Here is a 14501-nt window from a genome sequence, read left to right on the forward strand (position 1 = left end):
GCAGTGTCACGCGTCTGCGAAATGCAAACAGATACCCGCCCGCTACTCAGCGGGCTTTTTTTTGAACAGAATAAATGAGAACACCAACATGCAAACAGCCAAACCTCATCTCGAATTGCTGACCTGCGAGGCGGCCTATCGCCACAACCCCACCGCGCTGTTTCATCAGGTGTGCGGGGCACGTCCGGCAACGCTGCTGCTGGAATCTGCAGACATCGACAGCAAAGACGATCTCAAGAGCCTGCTGCTGATCGACAGCGCGCTGCGCATTACCGCTTTAGGTGACACTGTCACAATTAAGGCACTGTCAGACAACGGCGCATCGCTGCTGCCGCTGCTGGATGCCGCCCTGCCTTCAGGCATTGAAAACGAACGTCATCCAGAAATGCGTATTCTGCATTTCCCGCCGGTGAGCCAACTGCTGGACGAAGACGCGCGCCTCTGCTCCCTGTCCGTTTTCGATGCCTTCCGCCTGCTGCAGAACCTGGTTACTGTGCCGGAAGACGAGCGTGAGGCGATGTTCTTTGGTGGGCTGTTTGCTTATGACCTGGTCGCCGGATTTGAAGATTTGCCGGAAACCGAGCAGGGTAATCGCTGCCCGGACTATTGTTTCTATCTGGCTGAAACCCTGCTGGTGATCGACCATCAGAAACAATACACCCGTATCCAGGCCAGCCTGTTCACGCCTTCGACAGCTGAGAAAAACCGTCTTGAGCACCGCATCGCGCAGCTCCAGCAGCAGATGACGGAAGCGCCCCCTGAACTTCCGGTGCAGCGGGTTGAAAAAATGACCTGCGATGTGAACCAGACTGACGATCAGTACGGCGCCGTGGTTCGCCAGATGCAAAAGGCGATTCGCGCCGGGGAAATTTTCCAGGTGGTACCGTCCCGTCGCTTCTCTCTGCCCTGCCCGTCGCCGCTCGCCGCCTACGACGTGCTGAAAAAGAGCAACCCAAGCCCATACATGTTCTTTATGCAGGACAACGACTTCACGCTGTTCGGCGCCTCGCCGGAAAGCTCGCTGAAATATGACGCCACCAGCCGCCAGATTGAGATCTACCCGATTGCCGGAACCCGTCCGCGTGGACGTCGCGCCGATGGCTCCCTGGATCGCGATTTGGACAGCCGTATCGAACTGGAAATGCGTACCGATCATAAAGAGCTCTCCGAGCACCTGATGCTGGTTGACCTGGCGCGTAACGATCTGGCTCGTATTTGCACCCCGGGCAGCCGCTACGTGGCGGACCTGACTAAAGTCGACCGCTATTCGTTCGTGATGCACCTGGTCTCTCGCGTGGTTGGCGAGCTGCGCCACGACCTCGACGTGCTGCACGCCTACCGCGCCTGCATGAACATGGGCACCCTGAGCGGTGCGCCGAAAGTGCGCGCCATGCAGCTGATTGCCGCGGCCGAAGGACGCCGTCGCGGCAGCTACGGCGGCGCTGTGGGCTACTTCACGGCCCACGGTGACCTCGATACCTGCATCGTGATCCGCTCCGCCTATGTCGAAGACGGCATTGCCACCGTCCAGGCGGGTGCCGGAATTGTTCTTGATTCTGTTCCGCAGTCTGAAGCTGACGAAACGCGCAGCAAAGCCCGTGCGGTCCTTCGCGCCATTGCTACCGCACATCATGCACAGGAGATTTTCTGATGGCTGACATTCTGCTGCTCGATAATATCGACTCCTTTACCTATAACCTGGCAGATCAGCTGCGTGCGAATGGCCACAACGTTGTTATCTACCGCAACCACGTCCCGGCGCAGACCCTGATTGACCGTCTGGCAACCATGCAAAACCCGGTGCTGATGCTCTCCCCCGGGCCAGGCGCACCGAGCGAAGCAGGCTGTATGCCGGAGCTGCTGACCCGCATGCGCGGCAAGCTGCCGATTATCGGCATCTGCCTCGGCCATCAGGCGATCGTTGAAGCCTACGGCGGATACGTCGGCCAGGCGGGTGAGATCCTGCACGGTAAAGCGTCCAGCATTGAACATGACGGCCAGGCAATGTTTGCCGGGCTGCCGAACCCGCTTCCGGTCGCGCGCTATCACTCGCTGGTTGGCAGCAATATTCCCGCCGGGCTGACCATTAACGCCTCGTTTGAAGGGATGGTGATGGCGGTACGTCACGATGCGGATCGCGTCTGCGGCCTGCAGTTCCACCCGGAATCGATCCTGACCTCCCACGGCGCCCGCCTGCTGGAGCAGACGCTCGACTGGGCGTTACAGAAGCTGGAGCAGACCAATACCCTGCAGCCGATTCTGGAAAAACTGTACCAGGCGCAGACCCTGAGCCAGCAGGAGAGCCACCAGCTCTTCTCCGCCGTGGTTCGCGGCGAGCTGAAGCCTGAACAGCTGGCGGCCGCGCTGGTGAGCATGAAAGTCCGCGGCGAAAGCCCGCAGGAGATCGCCGGTGCCGCTACGGCCCTGCTGGAAAATGCCGCCCCGTTCCCGCGCCCGGACTATCAGTTTGCCGATATTGTTGGCACCGGGGGAGACGGCAGTAACAGCATCAATATCTCCACCGCCAGCGCCTTCGTGGCTGCGGCGTGTGGTTTAAAGGTCGCAAAACACGGTAACCGCAGCGTTTCCAGCCGGTCTGGTTCTTCCGATTTGCTCGCCGCATTCGGTATTAATCTCGATATGAACGCCGAGCGTTCCCGTGAAGCGCTGGATGACCTGGGCGTCTGCTTCCTGTTTGCGCCGAAGTATCACACCGGTTTCCGCCACGCGATGCCGGTTCGTCAGCAGCTTAAAACCCGCACGCTGTTTAACGTGCTCGGCCCGCTGATCAACCCGGCGCACCCGCCGCTGGCGCTGATCGGTGTCTACAGTCCGGAACTGGTACTGCCGATTGCCGAGACGCTGCGCGTGCTGGGTTACCAGCGTGCCGCCGTGGTGCACAGCGGTGGAATGGACGAGGTGTCACTGCATGCGCCAACGCTGGTAGCCGAACTGCGCGACGGTGAAATCCTGAGCTACCAACTGGAAGCCGCTGACTTTGGTTTAACCCCGTATCACCAGGAAGCGCTGGCCGGCGGTACGCCGGAAGAAAACCGTGACATTCTGACGCGCTTATTACAAGGTAAGGGAGAGGTCGCTCATGAGGCCGCCGTTGCTGCCAACGTCGCCATGCTGATGCGTTTGCACGGTGAGGAAGACCTGAAGGCCAACGTTCAAAAAGTTCTGGATGTACTGCGCTCCGGTGCAGCTTACGATCGCGTTACCGCACTTGCGGCAAGAGGGTAAAGAATGCAGACCGTTTTAGCGAAAATCGTTGCCGATAAGGCCATCTGGGTGGAAGCCCGCAAGCAACAGCAGCCGCTTGCCAGTTTCCAGAACGACGTCGTACCAAGCCAACGTCGTTTCTATGATGCCCTGCAGGGTGCGCGCACCGCGTTTATTCTTGAGTGCAAAAAAGCCTCCCCGTCAAAAGGCGTTATTCGTGACGATTTCGACCCGGCACGTATTGCCGGTATTTATAAGCATCATGCGTCAGCCATCTCCGTGCTGACGGATGAGAAATATTTCCAGGGCAGCTTCCATTTTCTGCCGATCGTCAGCGGCATCGCGCCGCAGCCGATCCTGTGCAAAGACTTTATTATCGATCCGTATCAGATCTGGCTGGCACGCTTTTACCAGGCCGACGCCTGCCTGCTAATGCTCTCGGTACTTGACGACGAGCAGTATCGCCAGCTTTCCGCCGTGGCGCACAGCCTGAACATGGGCGTGCTGACCGAAGTGAGTAATGAAGAAGAGCTGGAACGCGCGATTGCGCTGGAAGCCAAAGTGGTTGGCATTAACAACCGCGATCTGCGTGACCTGTCCATTGACCTGAACCGCACGCGCCAGCTGGCGCCGCGTCTGGGCGCTGGCGTCACGGTCATCAGCGAATCCGGCATTAACAGCTACGCCCAGGTGCGCGAGCTGAGCCACTTCGCCAACGGTTTCCTGATTGGCTCCGCCATGATGGAACATGACGATCTCAATGCGGCAGTACGTCGCGTGCTGCTGGGTGAAAACAAAGTCTGCGGCTTAACCCGCGAACAGGACGCCCAGGCCGCGTATGAAGCCGGAGCGATTTATGGCGGGCTGATTTTTGTGGATTCCTCTCCTCGCGCGGTCAGCGAAGAGCAGGCGCGTAAGGTCATCGCCGCGGCACCACTCAGCTACGTGGGCGTGTTCCGCAACGCAGATATTGCAGACGTTGCGGCAAAAGCCGACGCGTTATCCCTGAGCGCGGTGCAGCTTCACGGCGATGAAGATCAGGCCTACATCGATGCCCTGCGCACCACGCTGGCACCGCAGGTACAGATCTGGAAAGCGCAACGCGTTGACGATACGTTGCCCCCGCGTAACCTGAACCACGTGGATAAATACGTCCTCGATAACGGCCTGGGCGGAACCGGCCAGCGTTTTGACTGGTCTCTGCTGAACGGCGAAAAGCTGGACAACGTTCTGCTGGCGGGCGGATTAAGCCCGGACAACTGTGTAGAAGCCGCGAAAACCGGCTGCGCAGGCCTCGATTTCAATTCAGGCGTAGAGTCCCAGCCGGGTATTAAAGATGCCAGCAAACTGGCCTCGGTTTTTAAAACTCTGCGTGCATATTAAGGAAGAGAAGATGACGACATTACTTAACCCGTATTTTGGTGAGTTCGGCGGGATGTACGTCCCGCAAATCCTGATGCCCGCGCTGCGCCAGCTGGAAGAAGCGTTTGTGAGCGCGCAGAAGGATCCGGCGTTTCAGGCGGAATTTACCGACCTGCTGAAAAACTATGCAGGCCGCCCAACGGCCCTGACCAAATGCCGCAACCTGACGGAAGGCACGAAAACCACGCTGTATCTGAAGCGTGAAGACCTGCTGCACGGCGGCGCGCATAAGACTAACCAGGTGCTGGGCCAGGCGCTGCTCGCGAAGCGTATGGGTAAAACCGAAATCATCGCCGAAACCGGCGCAGGCCAGCACGGCGTGGCCTCGGCGCTCGCCAGCGCCCTGCTCGGCCTGAAATGCCGCATCTATATGGGGGCAAAAGACGTTGAGCGTCAGTCTCCGAACGTTTTCCGTATGCGGCTGATGGGTGCGGAAGTGATCCCGGTGCACAGCGGCTCCGCGACCCTGAAGGATGCCTGTAACGAAGCGCTGCGCGACTGGTCTGGCAGCTACGAAACCGCGCACTATATGCTCGGTACCGCGGCGGGCCCGCACCCGTTCCCGACCATCGTGCGTGAATTCCAGCGCATGATCGGGGAAGAGACCAAAGCGCAGATCCGCGAAAAAGAGGGTCGCCTGCCGGATGCGGTAATCGCCTGCGTCGGCGGCGGATCTAACGCTATCGGCATGTTCGCAGACTTTATCGACGACACCAGCGTGGGTCTGATTGGCGTCGAGCCTGCGGGTCACGGCATTGAATCGGGTGAACACGGCGCGCCGCTGAAGCATGGCCGCGTGGGGATCTACTTCGGCATGAAATCCCCGATGATGCAGACCGATGAAGGCCAGATTGAAGAGTCTTACTCTATTTCTGCCGGCCTCGATTTCCCGTCCGTAGGACCACAGCACGCCTACCTGAACAGCACCGGTCGTGCGGACTATGTCTCCATTACCGATGACGAAGCGCTGGAGGCGTTTAAAACGCTGTGCCGCAGCGAAGGGATCATCCCGGCGCTGGAGTCTTCACACGCTCTGGCCCATGCGCTGAAAATGATGAAAGACAATCCGGAAAAAGAACAGCTGCTGGTGGTGAACCTTTCCGGTCGCGGTGACAAAGATATCTTCACCGTTCACGATATTCTGAAAGCACGAGGGGAAATCTGATGGAACGCTACGATAACGTATTTGCAGAACTGAAATCCCGCCAGGAAGGCGCGTTCGTTCCCTTCGTCACCCTGGGCGACCCTGGCCCTGAACAGTCGCTGAAGATCATCGACACCCTGATTGAAGCCGGTGCCGATGCGCTGGAGCTGGGCATCCCGTTCTCTGACCCGCTGGCGGATGGCCCGACCATTCAGAATGCGACGCTGCGCGCGTTTGCCTCGGGCGTCACGCCGACCCAGTGCTTCGAGATGCTGGCGGCGATCCGTCAGAAGCACCCCACTATCCCGATTGGCCTGCTGATGTACGCCAACCTGGTATTCAACCGCGGTATCGATGAGTTTTACGCCGAGTGCGCACGCGTGGGCGTCGACTCCGTTCTGGTCGCCGACGTGCCGGTTGAGGAGTCTGCGCCATTCCGTCAGGCGGCAATGCGCCACAACGTCGCCCCGATTTTCATCTGTCCACCGAACGCTGATGACGAACTGCTGCGCCAGATAGCCTCTTACGGACGCGGGTATACCTACCTGCTCTCCCGCGCAGGCGTGACCGGTGCCGAGAATAAAGCCGCGCTGCCGCTGCATCACCTGGTGGAGAAGCTGGCCGAGTACCATGCCGCGCCTCCGCTGCAGGGTTTCGGGATTTCATCCCCGGATCAGGTCACCGCAGCGATTGAGGCGAAAGCAGCAGGTGCCATCTCCGGCTCTGCGATTGTGAAGATCATCGAAAAGAACGTGGACAAGCCAGAGCAGATGCTGGTCGAGCTGAAAGCGTTTGTGACTGCAATGAAAGCGGCGACGCGTAAAGCCTAACCTTCGACCGTCTGGCATCCCAGCCAGACGGTCCTCTTTTTTTACACACTCTCTTCATTTCCAGCATTCATATCAGTTGCAATAAATAGCACACTAATACTTAATTCACCCCTTCACTAAACAAGTAGTCAACAATATCTCTTTGTCGATTTACATACTGCAAAGAATGTATAAAGTATGCGTATATCTGTTATTGCAAAAAATATTTGGTCAAAATGTTAAGAAGTTTAATTTGTGGATGGGAAGAGTGTGACCTGAGTATTTATCGTCAGGCTTATTCTGTTTATGGCGGAAGTGTATGCACACACCCGGATGTGCTAACTTACCTGGCAAACAAACGAAAAAAAGACATTCGTTTTTTCTGTAGAAAAAAAGATGGTATTATTGTCTCATCAACTTACTCCATCAGTGGATCCCTGAATCTCTATTCAAAATCACACCCGTTTGTTTTTGAGGATATAATATTACCCAGCGCACCTCATTCAAAATTTTTCCTTCCCGTCAGGACAAAAAAACTTTCGCCATTACAGAAAAACGCGTTCATCAATTCATTCAGCAGTAAAATGCTGAATGATAAGATATGTCATATGAAATCTGTATTTTCTCCAAAAACGATTAAGAAAAGAAATGGCGAAAGGAATCGTTTCCTCAAGCTTGGAGGGGAAATACTGGATGTGAATACTCTTTCTGCAGTGGAAATTTGCGACAGTTACATAAACTTATTTAATGCTCGCTGGCGCGGTAAGATATCACCCTATCCAAGAGAGAACCTGCTGGATGCTATTGAAAATCTGAGGCATATGGTTTTTGGCTCCGCGCTCGCTTTCAATAAAAAAATCATAGCAATTGATTTAATATTCAAAACTGAATGCCCCGAATGGATCTATTTCGATGACATCAATGGTGGATATGATCCCCAATATAATGACATTGGTGCGGGGAGCGTCTTGCTCTGGGAAAATTATAATCGCGCCCGAGAGCTGTGTGAGCGGGATGAGAAACAAATCATATTCTCATTGGGAAAAAACTTCGCCGGAATGGAGTATAAAAAACAGTGGTGTAATATCATTCCTCTGAGACGTGTATTTTGATGAAATTTTATGACGTACCTTAGCTGTACGTCTTATAAAAAATAAGACTACTGCCACTCGGATCTTTGCAAACTTCTTAGTCCATTATCTGCTGAGCACTTTTCATGGTGACATTTTTGTTTGCAATTTCTCTTGCGGCCTCTTTAAGTGCTATATTCATCGCCACCGTTGTTACTGGCTTTGCAACGCCTTTTACGCGATTTGATTTACTCTGAAAAACATAGATGTCCAGGGGGTTAGCTAGCTTTCTTTTATTAAATAATTGCCGCAGTATCTTGCACAGTCTCACTGTCCGCGACTCAAATTTTGGTGTTGCCGCGAGATACAACAGATCATCGTTAATATCACTGTATTTTATGTTTACAACCCGGCAGCTTTCAGTACGTAAAAAAAATAACGTCAACCATAAATCTCCCCACGTCTTTGAAATTCGGTACAACTTCTGATGAATGGCCATGAATTCATCAGTGGTTATAGAATCAGTTTTCGCCATTGAAAACGCCTGCATCGAGCTTTAGCATGCCTTAACATAACATTAACTATTTAAATATTTATTCAACGCCTGTGCTGTCGCATCCTGAAGCCAGGCGTGGCTGAATAAGCCGCTCGGTTTAGTGATAAAAGTCATGAAAAAGGGAGGTATTTTAGAGAAAGGCATCAGCGAGGTTTTAGAGTAAGGAAAAAAGTTATATATTCCAGTCCGTTAATTCCACATATTCCTTCTGAGTTCAGAGGCTTCTTCATGTCATGGCAATTCTTCAAACAGACTTACCTGGTTAAGTTCTGGTCACCTGTTCCGGCCGTTATCGCGGCAGGCATTCTCTCTACTTATTATTTTGGCATTACCGGTACCTTCTGGGCCGTAACCGGCGAGTTCACCCGCTGGGGTGGCCAACTGCTGCAACTCGCTGGCGTACATGCCGAAGAGTGGGGCTACTTTAAACTCATTCATCTGGACGGTACGCCGCTCACCCGCATCGACGGGATGATGATCATCGGCATGTTCGGCGGCTGTTTCGCGGCGGCGCTGTGGGCAAACAACGTTAAGTTGCGTATGCCCAAAAGCCGGATCCGCATTCTGCAGGCGATTATCGGCGGCATAATTGCCGGATTCGGCGCGCGCCTGGCGATGGGGTGCAACCTTGCCGCCTTCTTTACCGGGATCCCTCAGTTTTCTCTTCACGCCTGGTTCTTTGCTGTCGCCACGGCCATTGGCTCTTACTTTGGCGCAAAATTCACTCTACTGCCGCTGTTTCGCATTCCAGTGAAAATGGTAAAAGTCAGCGCAGCGTCTCCGTTAATCCAGAAGCCCTCTCAGGCACGCCACCGTTTCCGCCTCGGAATGCTGGTCTTTTTCGCCATGATCGCATGGGCGCTCTGCACCGCTCTGAACCAGCCCAAACTCGGTCTGGCGATGCTGTTCGGTGTGGGTTTTGGTCTGCTCATTGAACGCGCGCAGATCTGCTTCACCTCCGCGTTTCGCGATATGTGGATCACCGGGCGCACGATGATGGCGAAGGCGATTATCGCCGGGATGGCGGTCAGCGCCATCGGCATCTTCAGCTATGTTCAACTGGGCGTCGAACCAAAAATCATGTGGGCCGGTCCTAACGCGGTCATTGGCGGCCTGCTGTTCGGCTTCGGGATCGTGCTGGCTGGCGGGTGTGAAACCGGCTGGATGTATCGCGCCGTCGAAGGCCAGGTGCATTACTGGTGGGTGGGTCTGGGAAATGTGATTGGTTCTACGATCCTGGCGTATTACTGGGATGACTTGTCTCCCGTCCTGGCCACCAGCTGGGACAAGGTCAACCTGCTGAATACCTTCGGGCCTCTCGGCGGCCTGTTGGTCACCTACGCCCTGCTGCTGGTCGCTTTTTTACTGGTCGTCGCACAGGAGAAACGCTTCTTCCGCCGTGCCACTGTCAAACCTGAAACGCAGGAGAACGCCGCATGAAAGAGATCGTGCCTGATTACCGTCTGGATATGGTCGGTGAGCCCTGTCCTTATCCGGCGGTTGCTACGCTTGAAGCACTACCGCAGCTTAAGAAAGGTGAAATTCTGGAGGTGGTCAGCGACTGCCCGCAGTCCATCAACAACATACCGCTGGATGCGAAAAACCACGGTTATACGGTGCTGGATATCCAGCAGGATGGCCCCACCATTCGCTATCTGATTCAAAAATGATCGCTAAGGGCCTCGTAAGGGGCCTTTATCGTATTGAATTATAAGACATCTTGATCCACCGCAAAAACGCAGTTTTCGACTTAAGTAAAATCTCATTTCCCTTTTGAAGGAGGTTTTCGCGGTTTGATGTATTTACGAGCTTTACTGGTTTTCGCCTTATTGATTCCCTTCCATGCACTGTCCCTGAATTTCTCTTCTACCTTCCTGCGCCTTAATTGTCCGCAAAGAGGACTTGTCGAAGTTATTCTTCACGTTTATGACCACACCCAGGAACGATGGCACGGTCATTTTGAAACCGGCGCGGGGCACAAACGTGCGGGTGATACCGAAATTATCCCGTTTGCCAACGGCGATATTCTCTTCCATTCCCTGTCGAGCGACGCTTTCAGCTATTTATATGATGGGGAAACGATCCTGAGGCATTGCGTAAAGCTTGATGAGCGGCCGGTTTATCCGTCGTTTTGAAGTGAGCAAATCAAACTGGCCACCCTGTGGCCAGTTTGACGGCGGATCAGAAACGATAACCCGCAGAGAACATGAACACCCACGGATCCAGCCGAGTATTGATACTTTGCTGCTGACCGCCCGCCTTGAAGCGTACGTCCGTATCAATATCCATGTACCAGACCGAGGCGTTGATCAGCCAGTCGCGGTTAATCAGGTAATCCAGACCGACCTGTCCCGCCATGCCCCACGAATCTTTCAGGCTGAGATCCGTCAGACCCGCCTCTTTACCGGTATCGTTGAATTTCTCATCAAAGAAGGTGGTGTAGTTCACACCGGCGCCAATATAAGGGCGCACCTTGCTGCTTGAGTCACCAAAGTACCATTGCGCCATCAGCGTTGGCGGTAAATGGTGAACCGTGGCGATATCACCGGTCGGCCCGAGACCCACGCGATGACGGAACGGCGTTGCTGCCAGAAGCTCAACACCAACATTATCCGTCGCCATATAGGTGAACGTTAAACCTAACTGGGTGTTATTACTGACGCTAAAACCGCCCATACCCAGCACGTTATCCGATCCTTCAGTTGGGCGAACCGTAGCCGAACCGGCACGAATAAAGAATTCGCCTGCTTCATGCGCATACGCGCCGCCAGAGAGACTGCTTAATACAAGGGCTGCCACCGCTAATTTTTTCATATCCGCTCCATCGTTGTGGTTTTAATCGCGGGTGAGAATATACTCACAAAAGGGTAATAAGTGATCTGCCACAGATCACATTAAAACCAGTAACTTAACATTCATTGATCTGGATTAATTTTTTGTTACGCATCCAAAACCAATAAGTTGTTTCCATGTCAATTTTTGGCATTTCACGGTTACAAAATTTTCCCTTTTCCCCCTCTTGCTCTTCCTCTGGCGGCTGGATAATTTATCGCTTCACAAGTTGATTTGATGCGTTCTTCATTTGCAGGTGTGCCATGAGTGATATTAACCCGTGCATGACGTGCGGAGCCTGTTGTGCGTATTTTCGAGTCTCTTTCTACTGGGCCGAAGCCAGCGATGGCGGCGGTGCCGTTCCGGTTCATCTTACTGAGCCGTTAACCCCCTTTCTGCGCTGCATGAGCGGCACAAACCAAAAGCAGGTCCGCTGCGTCGCGCTACAAGGCGAGCCTGGGGTCTCTACCCGGTGTTCTATCTATGAGGATCGCCCCAGCCCGTGCCGGGAATTTGCCATGTCGGGGGAAGATGGGCAGGTCAACGAAGCCTGTAACCGCGCCCGCGCCCGCGTTGGATTACCGCCGCTTTACAAAGATATGCTTTTCCATACAAGCCTTGATGCTGCCACAGCAGGTGCATCCGGTGTACAATTGCCGGCTAATTAACACCTGCAATACTCAAGGAGAGTGCATGTCTATCACGGCGAAGTCTGTCTACCGTGACACGGGAAACTTTTTCCGCAATCAGTTCATAACCTTTTTACTGATCGCGTTGCTATGTGCCTTTATCACGGTGGTGCTGGGCCATGCCTTCTCACCGAGTGAAGAACAGATTGCCAGCCTGAGCCAGGGCGACCATCTTGCGGGTAGCGTGGGGTTGTTTGAGCTGGTGCAAAACATGACGCCGGAGCAGCAGCAAATTCTGCTGCGCGCTTCTGCCGCGTCCACGTTCTCAGGCCTGATTGGTAATGCAATTCTGGCAGGAGGCGTTTTGCTGATGATTCAGCTGGTATCGGCGGGTCACCGGGTCAGCGCCTTACGGGCGATTGGTGCCAGCGCGCCGGTCTTACCTAAGCTGTTTATCCTGATCTTTTTGACCACCCTGCTGGTGCAGATGGGGATTATGCTGGTCGTGGTGCCGGGGGTATTACTGGCTATCGTGCTCTCATTTGCCCCGGTGATGGTCGTGCAGGATAAGATGGGTATTTTTACCGCGATGCGCAACAGCATCAGACTGGCATGGGCTAATATGCGTCTGGTGGCGCCCGCCGTGATTGGCTGGCTGCTGGCCAAAACGCTGCTGTTACTGTTTGCGCCGAATTTTGCGGTTTTAACGCCTAATGTTGGCGCCGTGGTGGCGAATACGCTGAGCAATCTCATTTCAGCGGTACTGCTCGTCTATCTGTTCCGCCTGTATATGTTAATTCGTCAGTAATCCCGAGGCGGGGGGCATCGCTGTCTCCCGCCCCGCTCAGAAGATGGAATCACAGAATGAAGCAGTTTCTTGATTTTTTACCGCTCGTGGTCTTTTTTGCTTTTTATAAGCTGTACGATATTTATGCCGCCACCACTGCGCTGATCGTTGCGACCGCCGTCGTACTGATTTACAGCTGGGTTCGCTATCGTAAAGTCGAAAAAATGGCGCTGGTTACCTTCGTCCTGGTCGCCGTTTTCGGCGGGCTTACCCTGTTCTTCCACAATGATGAATTTATTAAGTGGAAAGTGACCGTCATTTACGCGCTGTTTGCGGGCGCATTGTTAATCAGCCAGTGGGTGATGAAAAAGCCGCTGATCCAGCGCATGCTGGGCAAAGAGCTGACGCTGCCTCAACACGTCTGGTCCCGTCTGAATATCGCCTGGGCAATCTTCTTTATTCTCTGTGGTCTCGCTAATATCTATATCGCCTTCTGGCTGCCGCAGGATATCTGGGTCAACTTTAAGGTCTTTGGTCTGACTGCGCTGACGCTTATCTTCACGCTGTTAAGCGGCGTATATATCTATCGCCACATGCCGCAGGACGACAAGCACTGATTAATGACTGACCAGAACGTCAACGACAGGCGTTCTGGTCTATTCTCTCCGCTTTGAAATCATAGTAGCATCCCGCCTGAAGTCTTCCGTTACGAGTTAAAACAATGACAACAACTAACGCCCCTCAGGGCGAACTGGTTTTACGCACACTGGCAATGCCCGCTGACACCAATGCCAATGGCGATATTTTTGGCGGCTGGCTGATGTCGCAGATGGATATGGGCGGCGCAATTCTGGCAAAAGAGATCGCCCACGGGCGCGTGGTGACGGTGCGGGTGGACGGCATGACCTTCCTGCGCCCGGTTGCGGTAGGGGATGTGGTTTGCTGCTACGCGCGCTGCGTGAAACGCGGCAATACCTCCATTTCCATCAACATCGAAGTCTGGGTGAAGAAAGTCTCTTCTGAGCCGATTGGGCAGCGTTATAAGGCCACTGAAGCGCTGTTTATTTATGTCGCAGTGGACAGCGAGGGTAAACCTCGTCAACTTCCACAAGCCTGATCGACAGGCAAAAAAAAGCCTCCTTTCGGAGGCTTTTTTTATTCCATCTGCGCCCCGCCGTTCAGGCGGAAAACGATATTAACAATCAATCCGCTGCCCGGCTTGCCTGGCTCATAGCGCCATCTGCGCATGGCAGATTTCACTTCGCGCTCAAACATATTAGAAGGCTGAGCAGACAAGATTTCCACGTTATCCACGCGGCCATCCGCAGTGACATCAAATTTCACCCGTACGCGGCCTTCAATACGCAAGGCCTGAGCTCGCGCCGGATACTGAGGCTGATTGCGGCTTACGGCTCGCGGGCCCGCCGGTGCGGTAACCGTTGGCTTTGAAGTCGTTGCCGTATTGTTCATCACCGGACGTGAAGGCGCTGCATTTTCTACCGGCTGGGTCGCGCGCGGTTCAACCGGACGTTCCTCGCGTTTTGGACGCTCCTCGACCTTCTTCACCGGTTTTGGCTTCGGCTTAGGTTTTGGCTTCGGTTCAGGCTTGTGGATCACCACCGGGGCTTCCTTCGGTGGCGCCGGAACAGGCTCGGGTTCTGGCTCCGGTTCAGCCACCGGCTGTGGCGGCGGAGGGGCAACCTGCGGCGGTTCAAGATCCGCTGGCGAGACCATCGTCACCGAAATCGGCTGCGCGGGCGCTGGCATTTCAATAACCTGATGAACCGAGGTATACAGCAGACCCGCCACAACGGCACCGTGAATCACGACAGAAAGCAGCGTCGGCCAGGGAAAGCGGCGAGGTAAATCAAGGGTCATCGAAGTCATAGTCATCAACGTTAAAAAACCGAACACTGATTTTAAATGCAAATAGCAATCATATTCAATAAGACACTTTGTTCTGACGCAACTTTAGCGCATGAGAGGCCAAAAAAGGCGCATTCAGATCAGGGTATTAACATTGTTTT

General features: G+C 54.2%; 16 protein-coding genes and 1 other annotated feature (1 of these 17 only partly in view). Of the genes, 13 read left to right on the plus strand and 3 right to left on the minus strand.

What is annotated here, in order from left to right:
- Window positions 1–63 (plus strand) — a sequence feature (Trp leader region); it begins 31 nt to the left of the window's first position.
- 25 nt (window positions 64–88) lie between these two features.
- The 6 genes from AC0TN7_RS08710 (at window position 89) to AC0TN7_RS08735 (ending at window position 7712) form a co-directional block, all read left to right on the plus strand.
- A complete protein-coding gene (locus AC0TN7_RS08710; RefSeq protein ID WP_024907114.1) occupies window positions 89–1651 on the plus strand; it encodes an anthranilate synthase component 1 in 1563 nt (520 codons plus the stop codon).
- Complete coding sequence (gene trpD, locus AC0TN7_RS08715; protein ID WP_032647582.1) at window positions 1651–3246, plus strand: bifunctional anthranilate synthase glutamate amidotransferase component TrpG/anthranilate phosphoribosyltransferase TrpD; 1596 nt, start codon at window positions 1651–1653, stop codon at window positions 3244–3246. Before AC0TN7_RS08710 ends, trpD begins: the two co-directional genes overlap by 1 nt.
- A gap of 3 nt (window positions 3247–3249) precedes the next feature.
- Entirely contained in the window at window positions 3250–4608 is a 1359-nt protein-coding gene (gene trpCF / locus AC0TN7_RS08720) for a bifunctional indole-3-glycerol-phosphate synthase TrpC/phosphoribosylanthranilate isomerase TrpF (protein ID WP_473702069.1), read from the plus strand.
- 10 nt (window positions 4609–4618) lie between these two features.
- Window positions 4619–5812: a tryptophan synthase subunit beta gene (gene trpB, locus AC0TN7_RS08725; RefSeq protein ID WP_208762974.1), complete on the plus strand. Its 1194-nt coding sequence runs from the start codon at window positions 4619–4621 to the stop codon at window positions 5810–5812.
- Entirely contained in the window at window positions 5812–6621 is an 810-nt protein-coding gene (gene trpA, locus AC0TN7_RS08730; RefSeq protein ID WP_090416689.1) for a tryptophan synthase subunit alpha, read from the plus strand. The genes trpB and trpA overlap by 1 nt, the downstream gene beginning before the upstream one ends.
- 215 nt (window positions 6622–6836) lie before the next feature.
- Window positions 6837–7712, plus strand: a complete 876-nt coding sequence (locus tag AC0TN7_RS08735) for a GNAT family protein (RefSeq protein WP_473702070.1) — start codon at window positions 6837–6839, stop codon at window positions 7710–7712.
- A 76-nt stretch (window positions 7713–7788) separates the two neighbouring features.
- On the opposite strand, the gene AC0TN7_RS08740 is transcribed toward AC0TN7_RS08735, so the two are convergent.
- Window positions 7789–8205: a hypothetical protein gene (locus AC0TN7_RS08740; RefSeq protein WP_048990757.1), complete on the minus strand. Its 417-nt coding sequence runs from the start codon at window positions 8203–8205 to the stop codon at window positions 7789–7791.
- 249 nt (window positions 8206–8454) lie between these two features.
- Here AC0TN7_RS08740 and yedE point away from each other — a divergent pair, with 249 nt between their 5' ends.
- The 3 genes from yedE to AC0TN7_RS08755 all read left to right on the plus strand — a co-directional run bounded on the left by yedE (window position 8455) and on the right by AC0TN7_RS08755 (window position 10361).
- A complete protein-coding gene (yedE, locus tag AC0TN7_RS08745) occupies window positions 8455–9666 on the plus strand; it encodes a selenium metabolism membrane protein YedE/FdhT (protein ID WP_473702071.1) in 1212 nt (403 codons plus the stop codon).
- A complete protein-coding gene (gene yedF / locus AC0TN7_RS08750) occupies window positions 9663–9896 on the plus strand; it encodes a sulfurtransferase-like selenium metabolism protein YedF (RefSeq protein WP_003856774.1) in 234 nt (77 codons plus the stop codon). The genes yedE and yedF overlap by 4 nt, the downstream gene beginning before the upstream one ends.
- A 126-nt stretch (window positions 9897–10022) precedes the next feature.
- A complete protein-coding gene (locus AC0TN7_RS08755) occupies window positions 10023–10361 on the plus strand; it encodes a hypothetical protein (RefSeq protein WP_063621876.1) in 339 nt (112 codons plus the stop codon).
- A 46-nt stretch (window positions 10362–10407) separates the two neighbouring features.
- Here AC0TN7_RS08755 and ompW read toward each other — a convergent pair whose 3' ends face one another.
- The gene (gene ompW / locus AC0TN7_RS08760; protein ID WP_024907105.1) at window positions 10408–11040 is read right to left on the minus strand and encodes an outer membrane protein OmpW; all 633 of its coding nucleotides are present in this window, start codon (window positions 11038–11040) and stop codon (window positions 10408–10410) included.
- Window positions 11041–11321: 281 nt separating this feature from the next.
- Here ompW and AC0TN7_RS08765 point away from each other — a divergent pair, with 281 nt between their 5' ends.
- From AC0TN7_RS08765 to yciA, 4 genes are all read left to right on the plus strand, one after another.
- A complete protein-coding gene (locus AC0TN7_RS08765; RefSeq protein WP_032645143.1) occupies window positions 11322–11726 on the plus strand; it encodes a YkgJ family cysteine cluster protein in 405 nt (134 codons plus the stop codon).
- A gap of 25 nt (window positions 11727–11751) precedes the next feature.
- Window positions 11752–12495: a YciC family protein gene (locus tag AC0TN7_RS08770; RefSeq protein WP_248271887.1), complete on the plus strand. Its 744-nt coding sequence runs from the start codon at window positions 11752–11754 to the stop codon at window positions 12493–12495.
- Window positions 12496–12551: 56 nt separating this feature from the next.
- Window positions 12552–13091 (plus strand): septation protein A, encoded by a 540-nt coding sequence (locus AC0TN7_RS08775; RefSeq protein ID WP_473702072.1) that lies wholly within the window; start codon window positions 12552–12554, stop codon window positions 13089–13091.
- A 104-nt stretch (window positions 13092–13195) separates the two neighbouring features.
- Window positions 13196–13591 carry an acyl-CoA thioester hydrolase YciA gene (yciA, locus tag AC0TN7_RS08780; RefSeq protein ID WP_008502796.1) on the plus strand — a complete coding sequence of 132 codons (396 nt, stop codon included), beginning with the start codon at window positions 13196–13198 and terminating at the stop codon, window positions 13589–13591.
- Between the two features lie 38 nt (window positions 13592–13629).
- Here yciA and tonB read toward each other — a convergent pair whose 3' ends face one another.
- Window positions 13630–14352 (minus strand): TonB system transport protein TonB, encoded by a 723-nt coding sequence (gene tonB, locus AC0TN7_RS08785; protein ID WP_024907102.1) that lies wholly within the window; start codon window positions 14350–14352, stop codon window positions 13630–13632.
- Window positions 14353–14501 lie beyond the last annotated feature (149 nt).

It is taken from the genome of Enterobacter sp. PL_is511 (genome assembly GCF_055816065.1).

What these genes read in the sequence shown, in the direction of transcription:
- AC0TN7_RS08710 (WP_024907114.1), top strand. Translation starts at nt 89, where the DNA reads ATGCAAACAGCCAAACCTCATCTCGAATTGCTGACCTGCGAGGCGGCC.
- trpD (WP_032647582.1), top strand. Translation starts at nt 1,651, where the DNA reads ATGGCTGACATTCTGCTGCTCGATAATATCGACTCCTTTACCTATAAC.
- trpCF (WP_473702069.1), top strand. Translation starts at nt 3,250, where the DNA reads ATGCAGACCGTTTTAGCGAAAATCGTTGCCGATAAGGCCATCTGGGTG.
- trpB (WP_208762974.1), top strand. Translation starts at nt 4,619, where the DNA reads ATGACGACATTACTTAACCCGTATTTTGGTGAGTTCGGCGGGATGTAC.
- trpA (WP_090416689.1), top strand. Translation starts at nt 5,812, where the DNA reads ATGGAACGCTACGATAACGTATTTGCAGAACTGAAATCCCGCCAGGAA.
- AC0TN7_RS08735 (WP_473702070.1), top strand. Translation starts at nt 6,837, where the DNA reads ATGTTAAGAAGTTTAATTTGTGGATGGGAAGAGTGTGACCTGAGTATT.
- AC0TN7_RS08740 (WP_048990757.1), bottom strand. Translation starts at nt 8,205, where the DNA reads ATGGCGAAAACTGATTCTATAACCACTGATGAATTCATGGCCATTCAT.
- yedE (WP_473702071.1), top strand. Translation starts at nt 8,455, where the DNA reads ATGTCATGGCAATTCTTCAAACAGACTTACCTGGTTAAGTTCTGGTCA.
- yedF (WP_003856774.1), top strand. Translation starts at nt 9,663, where the DNA reads ATGAAAGAGATCGTGCCTGATTACCGTCTGGATATGGTCGGTGAGCCC.
- AC0TN7_RS08755 (WP_063621876.1), top strand. Translation starts at nt 10,023, where the DNA reads ATGTATTTACGAGCTTTACTGGTTTTCGCCTTATTGATTCCCTTCCAT.
- ompW (WP_024907105.1), bottom strand. Translation starts at nt 11,040, where the DNA reads ATGAAAAAATTAGCGGTGGCAGCCCTTGTATTAAGCAGTCTCTCTGGC.
- AC0TN7_RS08765 (WP_032645143.1), top strand. Translation starts at nt 11,322, where the DNA reads ATGAGTGATATTAACCCGTGCATGACGTGCGGAGCCTGTTGTGCGTAT.
- AC0TN7_RS08770 (WP_248271887.1), top strand. Translation starts at nt 11,752, where the DNA reads ATGTCTATCACGGCGAAGTCTGTCTACCGTGACACGGGAAACTTTTTC.
- AC0TN7_RS08775 (WP_473702072.1), top strand. Translation starts at nt 12,552, where the DNA reads ATGAAGCAGTTTCTTGATTTTTTACCGCTCGTGGTCTTTTTTGCTTTT.
- yciA (WP_008502796.1), top strand. Translation starts at nt 13,196, where the DNA reads ATGACAACAACTAACGCCCCTCAGGGCGAACTGGTTTTACGCACACTG.
- tonB (WP_024907102.1), bottom strand. Translation starts at nt 14,352, where the DNA reads ATGACCCTTGATTTACCTCGCCGCTTTCCCTGGCCGACGCTGCTTTCT.